General features: G+C 42.8%; 8 protein-coding genes. 3 read left to right on the forward strand and 5 right to left on the reverse strand.

The window, feature by feature from the left end; all coding sequences use genetic code 11:
* Window positions 1–146: 146 nt before the first annotated feature.
* Together gnd and FD12_RS01700 are read right to left on the reverse strand one after the other, a co-directional pair.
* On the reverse strand, window positions 147–1,049 hold the full coding sequence (gene gnd, locus FD12_RS01695; RefSeq protein WP_056981338.1) for a phosphogluconate dehydrogenase (NAD(+)-dependent, decarboxylating): 903 nt from the start codon (window positions 1,047–1,049) through the stop codon (window positions 147–149).
* Window positions 1,050–1,287: 238 nt separating this feature from the next.
* Window positions 1,288–3,876, reverse strand: a complete 2,589-nt coding sequence (locus FD12_RS01700; protein ID WP_056981340.1) for a YfhO family protein — start codon at window positions 3,874–3,876, stop codon at window positions 1,288–1,290.
* Between the two features lie 406 nt (window positions 3,877–4,282).
* Between FD12_RS01700 and FD12_RS01705 the strand changes: the two genes are divergently transcribed.
* Together FD12_RS01705 and FD12_RS01710 are read left to right on the forward strand one after the other, a co-directional pair.
* Window positions 4,283–5,188 carry a DUF5776 domain-containing protein gene (locus FD12_RS01705; protein ID WP_056981341.1) on the forward strand — a complete coding sequence of 302 codons (906 nt, stop codon included), beginning with the start codon at window positions 4,283–4,285 and terminating at the stop codon, window positions 5,186–5,188.
* Between the two features lie 30 nt (window positions 5,189–5,218).
* Window positions 5,219–5,713 carry a C40 family peptidase gene (locus tag FD12_RS01710; RefSeq protein ID WP_054749024.1) on the forward strand — a complete coding sequence of 165 codons (495 nt, stop codon included), beginning with the start codon at window positions 5,219–5,221 and terminating at the stop codon, window positions 5,711–5,713.
* 91 nt (window positions 5,714–5,804) lie between these two features.
* On the opposite strand, the gene FD12_RS01715 is transcribed toward FD12_RS01710, so the two are convergent.
* Window positions 5,805–7,127: an MFS transporter gene (locus FD12_RS01715; protein ID WP_056981343.1), complete on the reverse strand. Its 1,323-nt coding sequence runs from the start codon at window positions 7,125–7,127 to the stop codon at window positions 5,805–5,807.
* 180 nt (window positions 7,128–7,307) lie between these two features.
* Window positions 7,308–7,733, reverse strand: a complete 426-nt coding sequence (locus FD12_RS01720; protein ID WP_054749025.1) for an OsmC family protein — start codon at window positions 7,731–7,733, stop codon at window positions 7,308–7,310.
* Between the two features lie 190 nt (window positions 7,734–7,923).
* On the opposite strand from FD12_RS01720, the gene FD12_RS01725 reads away from it, so the two are divergent.
* Window positions 7,924–9,120 (forward strand): MDR family MFS transporter, encoded by a 1,197-nt coding sequence (locus FD12_RS01725; protein WP_056981346.1) that lies wholly within the window; start codon window positions 7,924–7,926, stop codon window positions 9,118–9,120.
* Window positions 9,121–9,353: 233 nt separating this feature from the next.
* On the opposite strand, the gene FD12_RS01730 is transcribed toward FD12_RS01725, so the two are convergent.
* Entirely contained in the window at window positions 9,354–10,676 is a 1,323-nt protein-coding gene (locus tag FD12_RS01730) for an MFS transporter (RefSeq protein WP_082622129.1), read from the reverse strand.
* Window positions 10,677–10,920: the final 244 nt, after the last annotated feature.

Consider the following 10,920-nt stretch of genomic DNA (forward strand, 5'->3'; position numbering starts at 1 on the left):
TTAATCTAGATAAAAAAAGAATCCCAAGTTTTCTCTTGACGTAATATAGTTTGTCTCAATATATAAAGGCCCCACATCAAAATCCCAAACCAGGATTTTAATGTGGGGCCTTTATATAACCGCGTCTAACCGCTTCTTTTCGCGCTCTATTTCTTCATATCCATCGCATGGCCACCAAATCCGTGGCGCAATGCTGACACAACTTTTCCTGTAAATGTATCTTTTTCTTCTGAACGTTGACGAGCATAAAGTGAATCAGTAATAACTGGGACTGGGATACCTTGCTTTAAGGCTTCCTGAACCGTCCACTTACCTTCACCTGATGAGAACATCTTGCCAGTAATCTGATCCAAATTAGCATCATTGGCAAATGCTTCTTGAGCCAATTCCATGAGCCAGCCACGGATCACTGAACCATTGACCCAAACTTTGGCAACGGCTTCGTTATCATAATCGTATGGGCTGTGGTCCAAAACATCATAACCCTCACCAATTGCTTCCATCATGCCGTACTCAATTCCGTTGTGGACCATCTTCAAATAATGGCCGGAACCTGGCTTACCAGTATATAGATAACCGTCTTTAAGTGAGATATCTTCGAAGAGCGGCTTCAAATGTTCAAACTTCTCGGCACTTGGCCCACCGATCATAAAGTTACCACCGTTCAAGGCACCATTCTTACCACCGGAAGTCCCGCAGTCAAAGAAGTTGATTCCTTTTTCTTCGGCAATTTTATTATGTCTGATTGAGTCTTCGTAGTATGAATTACCACCATCGATCAAATAGTCGCCGGCTGATAGAAAACCAACGAGTTCATTAACAGTCGAGTCAGTTGGCTTGCCTGCAGGTACCATGATCCAAACAGTGCGAGGGGCACTTAACTTGTTAACAAGATCTTCATTACTTGAAGCCGGGGTTGCCCCAGCCTCCTGAGCTAACTTAACATTATCCGGATTCAAATCAAATGCAACCACTTCATTACCGTTACGAATTATGTTCTTAACCAGGTTAAGACCCATTTTTCCAAGACCAATCATACCGATTTGCATAAGCAATCATACCTCTTTCATCTAATATACTAGTTAACTGCTAACTCTTACAGGAACATTATATTATCTGAAAAGAATTTTCGCAAGACATTTGTATCAAGTTTTTTGGTTAATTTACTGAGCAAGTTTAATTATGAAAAAGATTGCGCTACCAATCCCTTAATATCAGCACTGATAATTATTCAATCTTTTATTATCCGAGAAAATTACTTTCACAATATCTGAAAATGATTTACATTCAGTGACGGATCCTTTTAAAAACTGCCGTACCAATCAATAAGACTACCCCAACAGTTGCTACGCCAATTCCGGCTAGCAATCCTCTAATTTGGTAGTTAAACGCCACTCGATGGCTCCCTGGAGATAATTCAGCTCCGACAAACCCAGAAGCCACCTTCTTTACCGGCTGACTTTTACCGTCAACTTTGAGGTGCCACCCTTTGTCATACGGAATACTTAACAGCAAAGTCCGCCGATTATCGGGAACGGTAATTTTACCTTTGAAATGGCCGCCATGCCAGTCGAGGCGATTGTTATCTTGCAACCTGAGTTCGTGGCGGTTCAACACCCGCACTGCCCCCGCAAATTTAGCATTGTTTAACCCATCAAGGTGGGTAGCCGGATTCGGCAGCTCCTTGATCGAGTGGATGGTAATCGTGGAAATTTGACCTTTTTCCAAGTTCCCCACCGGGATCATTTCAGTTCCTAAGCCACTATAGAGATTTGACAGCTTTCTTCCATTAATGTAAAATGCGACGCCATGAAGTCTGACATGGGGCAAATACAAGTAGTGATCACCAGTCGTATTCCCTCTGAAGACCACTTTATATTGATAAAAGTCTCGGAAGGTCTGCTGGCTGGTGCTCATAATCCGCGGTCGTTTAAAATACTGTTCTGAATTGCCCATTTCGGCTTGAACCAGCCGATTCTGATTGATAAACGGCTCATTCTTAACAAACTTTAACTGTTGCATTCGATTGCTGGTCATGAAGCCCAATCCTGCGACATTTTTTTGCACCGACAGTGAATTCTCGTGCTTACCAATATAGTAGAAATACTTCAAGGCCAGTAGATGTTCACTGATCGGGGTGCTGCCAAACATGTCAATCCGCCGAATATTGCGGCTTGAAAAGCCTAAGCTGGCTAAGACATGGTGAGTGTGAAAATTAAGCGTCGAACTATATGAGCTCAATCCATGATTTTCGAAAATAAATGAATCATTGTACCCACTATAAGGGACCCCAAATAGTTTTCTAAATGGTTGATCAACGACTAACAATCGATAGAACTGATGATTAGCCCGTTCCCGCCGCTCAATTTTGCCAATCAATCGGCTGGACTTTGCGTACGTTTGTTCAAAATGTTGCTGATTTCCAAATGGCGCCCCGGATGTGGCAATCAAGAAGTTAATCATCAATTCGAAAGCCAAAGTGATCATGAGTACATACTTGGCAGCCGGATGTTTGCTGGCTACCGAAATAATTCCCAGCGTTGTCACAGCCAGAAAGCCAATTGCTAAAAAGTAAACAAAATTTCGAACCATTAACTGAGGGATTTTGAACGTGTACATCCCCATCTTCTGCTGGAATATATTGGCAAAAATATACCCAATCGTAATCGCAACTCCGACCCCAACAGCTGAAAATGCCACCACCTTTTTTTCATGGAAGACGCCCTGCAGATAACCTTCATAAGCCACCATGATGAGGGCAAAACTAAATAGAAACACCATCCGGAACGGGAAGCCTGCCGGTGGTTGCAGCATGTGCCAAAACGTATTCAATGGCAGCAGCCACATGCCGAGGAAAATACTCCCAAGCAACAGCCCGGATGCCTGCTTATTTCGCTGATCGACTCGCTTAGAAAAGAAGTACGCCACTCCGGCCACAATGAATAACGAACCAGTGAAGATGCTGGGATTGTGGACGAGCCGGCCGGCAAAGTCGTTTCCGCCAACTCCCAAATTAACCGCAAAACTAGGCCCAAAAGTCCCCTTCAGTAGAAAATTAGCTGGCAAAATATCCTTCTTGCCGGTTGCCAGCATCGCAATAATGGTTGGAATCAGGACAATGGCGGATAACATCCCCGAAATCAGCGAATACCACAAGAACTGAACGCCTTTGCGCCAATGAAACTGAATGTGTTGGGCTAATGGGATCCGCTTTGGCTGGCTTTGCTTGGTTAAATAGATAAAGTAAATCACCGCAAAAATACAGATAATATAACCCATATAATAGTTGGTCAAAATAATGGCTGTAAGCCCGAAGACGTACAGACCGCCCTTATTTTGATGAAATAGCCGTTCCAATCCATAAATCATGATTGGCAGCCAAATCAATGCATCCAGCCACATCACATCAAAGAAATACATCGAAACAAATCCGCATAATCCATATGCTAAGCCACCACAAATTCCCATGAAGTCATAGGATCGGTATTTATTGCCAAGGAAGAGACTCATTGAAATACTACTGAGAATCATCTTGATCCAAATAATCAAGTCAATGGCAATCGGCAACTGACCCGGCTTGAACAGGACAATTATTAAATTCAGCGGACTCAATAGATAGTAGGAATAAATTGGCACTAAACTATCACCAATTGAAATTAGAAATGAATAGCTGGAAAACGACAGGTGTAGCAGCTGGCGGCGAAGTTCTGCGAAAAATTGCAAATACTGGGTGGAAAGGTCACTGATTAACAGATTTCGACCACCAAACGGCGCAAGATGAAGCACCAGAAACAACATGCTCATCAATAAAACCGGTGCAACAATTGCCCCAATAACATATAAAACTTTATGTGTGAAAAAATCCCTTCGTAACATTAGAATTCAACTTTCTATTCTTTATTTGAAGCGCTTAGATCGTTGGGTTCACCCACTTCTGTCCAAATTTAGTATACATTCCCTAATCGGCGGTTGCTGAATTGGTGCTCATTTTAACCAACAATTATAGAATTTTAACCAAATGTTACATTTAACCGCCTTAACTTGTAATAAAAGGCGTTATTTTTGACATTTTTCCCGTAACCTGCATCTAAATTGATCAAATGTGAAGAATATAACGCATTATAGCAATTAATTATAAGGATATAGTTCCCATTAGCACGGCATTCACAGGGGCTTTATGAAGCAATGAAATTTTCTTTAACCTTTATGAAACACTATTGAGACTGTTTGGTAGCATTCTTCCCCTATAATACTTCTTGTAGCTTTAAAGGAGGACTATTAAATGAATTTAACTTTTAAGAAAATAGCCGGCCTGTTAATGGGGGCAATGGCAGCATTTACGATTAGCACGAACGTATCTGCCAGCAAAACAAAAATTGCCGATGTCTCACAATACCAAGGAAACATTAATTGGAGTAAGGCATCTAAAGACTTAAAATTTGCAATCATCCGGGTTCAACATGGTGACACTGGGGATGCGGATTTCCGGATTGATACTAAAAAAGATATAAACGCTAACGGCGCCTACAAATATAAAGTACCATTTGGCCAATATGGTTACGCAGAATTCTCAAGCGTTGCCGATGCTAAAAAAGAAGCAAAGGACTTTTACAAGCGTTCCAGTTCCAAAACCAGGTTTTACGTGTTGGACAACGAACACCGCAAAGGAAAGGGTTCTGAACAATCTTACGTCAATGCTTGGTTAAGCACGATGCGCAAGTTGACTAACAAGCCGATTGTTTACTACTCATATCAAAGTTACGTTCATACGTATAAGATCAACTATTCGAAGTTTGATGGTTCTTGGATCGCTAACTACTCACAAAAGCCAGACGTTTCAACCGACCTTTGGCAATACACATCAAAGGGCCGCCTGAGTGGCATTACCGGCAATGTTGATTTGAGCAAGATCGTTGATAGTAAAACCGTCAATTCATGGCTCAAGCAATCATCTGCCGATCAGGCAAAACCAACCTACTTCACTTCGGTACCATCAAGTAAGCAGGTCACAACGACCAGAAACATTTACCAATATAACGATGTCAATTTTAAATCGCGCGTTTCTAAATTAGCTGCTGGTAAGAAATTAACCGTTAAAGCCGTAAGCAAGTCTGATCATGGCGCTTATCGCTTTGAATTATCGAACGGCAATTACATTACTGCTAATAAAGCATACGTTTCTAACTAAAGAATTTTAAAAAAGGGGAATATTATAATCGTGACACACAAAGCTATTAAATCAGTCTTAAAACCATTCTTATTGTTCGTTGCATTATTTGCCTTCGCCGTTGCTGCTTATTCAGCCGCAACCAGCGCCAGTGCAGATAGTACCGATCCTTCGTATTCAAAGGTTTATAACGAAGCTAAGAAGCATCTTGGTTCCCGTTATGTATACGGTGCCGTTGGTCCTACCCATTTTGATTGCTCAGGCTTCACCAAGTACGTTTACAAGAAGTCAATCAAGAAGTCAATTCCTAGAACCGCCCAAGCCCAATACAATGGAACCAAAAAAGTTTCTAAGAAGAATATCCAAAAAGGCGATTTAGTATACTTTGGCGGCAGCAAGCACAGCATCTCACACGTTGGTATGTACATTGGTAACGGTCGAATGATCGATTCCCAAAACCGCGGTGTGATTACTGAAAATGTTTACTCACCTTGGTGGCACGTGGTTGGTTTCTCCCGCCCTGCTACTTTGAGTTATGATGATTAATAACTAAATACGTGTATGCAAAAAGACATCGACCGCAATTTTGTGGCTGGTGTCTTTTTTTGAAACCTTATTTTGCTTTGCCATTACTTGTTTAACCTTTAATCTCCTTAATAATCCGCTCTTCATCGTACAGACGCAAGATCAGGTACATTGCCCCATAAATCAATAGCGGCAGCCAGACATAATTGAGATTAATCATCAAAAGGGTTTCTGAATTTTGCGGTCGATTAGCAACATAACCAGATACGTGAAACAAGCCGGCGGTGATTAAGCCACCGAGGCCCAGACCCAGGTTCACGCCGAAATCATCGGTTGAAGCCATAATCCCTTCGGACTGAATTCCCAGGCTGGCCCCGTAGCGAATGGTGTCAGCAATCATAATTGAGACTAGGCCAATGATAATCCCATTGCCAATTGAATTAATAAAAACGCCGGCGAACAAAACTGCCATTAAGTTCAGATAAACCCCAACAGCAATTACCGTCTGCCCCACCAACGCCACCAGAATGCCTTGCAGCATGACTGACTTTTTACTGTTAACGTCTGTCATTCTTAAAATCAACAGGACGCCAATCAATGCGGCCAACGTAAAACTATTCACCAACGGCACCATCCCGACCTTACCAACTGTATATTTAAAATAATAAATGGTCGTTTGGTTCTTGATTGCCGTTACCAGCCAATATAAAAAAATAACGATCGAAATAACAATCCACGGCTGATTATGTTTAAGCATCGACAACACCACTTTTAACGGTTGATGCGCAATCTTAGGGTTGGCAAACCGTTCCCGGACGTGAACAAACGTATTAATAATCAAAATCAGCGAAATGATGCCAAATAGAATAATCGTTCCCAAGAATCCCCGCTGCTGATCACCATGGCCAAATAGCGCAACCAAAGGCAACGTAAATACCGCTACAACAATTTGGATTGAACTACCGAAGAACTGGCGGATCACCCCAAGCAAGGTTAGTTCTCGGGTGTTTTGAGACATTGTCGGTAAAATCGACGTAATCGGCAGGTTCACCGCCGTATAAAGAAAGCCCAACCCAAGGTAAGTCACATACGCCCAAGCCACTTTACCTGGGTAGGAAAAATTGGGCGTTACAAAAGTTAAGATGGCAAACGCGACGTAGGGAACGGCGCACCACAGGAAAAACGGCCGGCTTTTTCCGAATCGTGAATGGGTGTGATCAATCATTAAGCCAATAATAAAGCTTTCGAAAACGTCAGCCACTCGCGCAACGATAAACAGAATTGCGGCGGCACTTGGCGACAATCCATACACATCGGTATAAAAGAATAAGAGATAGGTTGTCATCATTTGAAAAATCAAGTTATCCGCGGCATCACTTAACCCATAACTAATTCGTTCAGGCCACCGCGTCGACCACCGGGTTGTTGTTTTCAAAGCACCGCCTCCTTTCGTAACTAGATTGTACACAACTTTATTCCAAACAACAAATCAAAATCAGATTCTGTCTGGTCCGAAAAGAAGAAAAATAAAAACGTTCTGACCCCCTTAAATGTTGGAATCAAAACGCCTTTTGCCCTAAACTTTCTGGGTTTAATGGCCTAATTGGTCAATGCACTAAAATTCAAACTGATCAACAATTTTAAATGTCACGTTCTCGTTGGCCTTCAAGAGCTTTGCCACCGGGCACTGATCCAATGCTTCATCAACCATTTGTTGGGCCTGGTCATTGTCCAAATCATGGAACAAAATCTGGCAGCGAACGATAAACTTATATCCCTTGGTATCCTTCACAATATCAACTGCTGTATGAATAATACTATCAGGCTTAATGCGATGTTGGCGCTCGACAATACCAATTGTTGCGTTAAAACAGGTACTCAACGCAAACCCGATAAACTGTTCCGGGTTGGTGCCGGGGCTATCCATCAGTGAACTGCTGACGCCAAGTGCAAGACCTTCATTTCCCCGAACGTAACTTTGGCCCGTTAGACCGTGTTCGTTAACAACTTCTGTATGATAAAGTGATCCGTCTACAGCCATAGATAATTCCTCCCATAATGAAATCTCATATTCCTTTAAACACCCTCATCATATGTGATTTAAATTAGTAAGTCCATCAAATAGCGTTGGCAGATAACCGTTAATGACCCACAAGTTGTTCCCCCACACCACCCACTTTTTTGATACAATGGGACACGGTGCTCAAAATCAGATTAAGGAGGTCCATCAGATGACCAACAAAGAAATGAGTTTCCGGTGGCTGGTTACCGGGGCCCTATTTAGCAGTATCGGGATGAGTTTTGTCTGGCCGTTAACCAGCGTTTACTTGCATAATCGGCTTGGCGTGTCCTTAACCATGATCGGGGTTGTTTTACTTTTTAACTCCCTTGCCAGCGTCCTTGGCAGTTATCTTGGCGGTTACTTATACGATCGAAAGAATCCCTATCATCTTTTGGTGGGTGGCGTGGTTGCCTCCACAATTACCCTCATCATCTTGGTGTTTTTCCATGGCTGGCCGATGTTTGGAATCGTCCTCTTTTTTAACGGTATTTCGGCTGGTTGGAATTTAGCGGTTGTCAATTCGATTGGAACCAGTATCAAATCAAAGGACAGCCGTTATGTCTTTAACATGCTATATTTCGTCCAAAATTTGGGAATTGTCGTTGGGACTTCTTTAGTTGGCTTTATTTATAGTATCAGCGTCACCTTGATGTTCGTGGTGGCAAGTGTTCTTTTCCTCATTTTCCTGGCCATCGTGATTACAAAATACAAGCCGGCAGCCAACGAGTCCCGTAAGAAAGTTTCTGATACTGAAAAGACTTCTTGGAATACCAAGCATCTTCCCAAGGCAAATGCGACTATTCTGACAACTTTCTTTCTGTCATTATTTATTATTTGGATTATGTATCAACAATGGGTTTCCAACTTGTCCGTCTACATGACCGGCTTGGGGATTCCACTGCGCAACTACAGTTTTCTCTGGACAATCAATGCCGGCTTAATCGTGGTCAGCCAAATCATCATTAACTGGATTGCCAGGTATCATGAGAATCTGATTATGCAAATTTTCTTTGGCTTTTCAATGTTTGCCGTTTCTTTTATTACCCTGATTTTTGCCAAAACCTATCCAATGTTTGTCCTCGCAATGGTCATTCTAACAATTGGTGAAGCCACCGCGTTGCCGACCATTCCGGCGCTGGTTAACGTCTTAACCCCTATCGAAGCGAAGGGGCGTTACCAAGGGTTGATCCAATCATACGCATCGGCTGGTCGGGCCATTGGGCCATTATTTGGCGGCATGATTATTGAACTATCTTCTTTTACTGCATTGTTTGTCATTGCCACGATTGCCGTTTTACTGGTTTTGACAACGACAGCCGTCATGTGGAAAGCCCTCCACGGGAGCCTAACTCGTTATCGGACTTAGTTGTCTTCAATATAGTATGGATTATAAAATCAACAGATTGGGACAATCGGCGTTTTGATCCCAGAATTTAACGAAAATGACCAATTATTCCTGATTTTGGAATAGTTGGTCATTTTTGTTAAATGGCCGGGATCAGCCGTTTGGCGCAAGTTTTATCAATATCAGAAGGGAAAACCAAGTTGCATTTGTAAACGCTTTGCTGACTAATCTTAGATTGTTTTTGCAGGTTAGCTTCAATTAGTGAATTTAAATAACCGCCAATACAGCCAATAATTTAGCAAGCCAATCAGGGCCAACATCACAAATGCCATCTGGGTGCCCCTGGCGACGTTTTGGGCCATTGATAAACCAGCTGAGTTAGAAGCCGTCATGAACACTGCCATCACGGTTGTTCCAATCGAGCCAGCAATTTGCTGACCCGTACCATAAAGGGCATTCGCATCATTTTGTTCCTGCTGGATGAGATTTTTTAAGCCGTAAGTCATTGTATTACCAAAGGCCATGGCTCGGCCACCCGCGTATATCGCATAGAAGATGGTCACCCACAAGATAGACATTTGACGGGCAAAAATCGCGAAGCAGCCCATCATGACAAAATAGAACGTATTTCCCAAGTAGAGGGGTAATTTGTCGCCATAACGATCCAACATGATGCCATAAAATGGTTGGCCTGCTGCATTCAGCACGCTACCGGGGAATAAAATCAAACCGCCAAGAAAGGCCGCGGCGCCATTGACCATTTGAACATAACTTGGCAACATAAAGTTAATTCCCAAATTTGAAAATTGGAGTAACACATAGGGTAGAAAGCTGTAGATGAAGGCAGGCCGCTTAAAGACCGTCAACCTAAATAATGCTTTATGACTATGTCTCGACCGCCAGATAAACAACGCCAACATCAGGACAGTCACGGAGATATCCGCTGTGAAATGCCAGATGCCATTTGGCAAGGTCAGCGCGTTCATCCCCATTAGCAACATAATCATCGCAACTGATAATAGGCCAAACCGCAGCCAATCAAACGGATACTTTTCGGTTGGGCTATACTGCTCGATGGCAATCATTCCCAGGATCAGGAAAACAACCGCAAACGGTAAGGTCCCCCAGAAAATCATCCGCCAGTCAGCCAGTGACACAACTGCCCCGCCAAATGTAGGTCCAAGTGCAGGCGCCACAATCAGGATCAAGTTAGCAAACCCCATGTAAGTTCCAAGTTTGTTTCGGGGCACAAGTTCCAAAATAATGTTATTCATCAATGGCGCAGAAATCCCGACGCAGCCAGCTTGAACAAGCCGCCCAGCCAATAGAAACCAATAGGTTGGGGCCAAAGCACACATGATGTCGCCGACCATAAAGAGTAAGACAGCGCAGCCAAATAATTGCTTATTTTTGAAACGACGCTTGAGAAATGCAGAAACCAACATCAACAACGCCACCGTGAGTAAGTAGCCGGTGGTCACCCATTGAACCGTGCTGAGGGAGACATGAAACTGTTTCATCAAGGTTGGAAAAGTCACGTTCATTGAAGTTTCAATCAGAATGCCGAGGAAAGTCATCGCGGCAATGGCTGAAATGGCAAGGAGTGGGTGGTTCCTTTTCTGACTGACGGTTTCTTTCGGCAAAGTTGGCACGGTAATTCCTCTTTTCTGAAACGTTTATTTGCTAATAAAATTATGTTACCATTTCACAAATTATGACGCTAGCTGGGGATTTCTTGGCCTCGTTGCAAAAACGCGCGAAAAACAACTGACGCTTGTATATTAGAAGTATCAGTAAGGTAACAGCAAAATGTACTAAACT

It is taken from the genome of Lentilactobacillus rapi DSM 19907 = JCM 15042 (assembly GCF_001436255.1).
GTDB classification, from domain to species: domain Bacteria; phylum Bacillota; class Bacilli; order Lactobacillales; family Lactobacillaceae; genus Lentilactobacillus; species Lentilactobacillus rapi.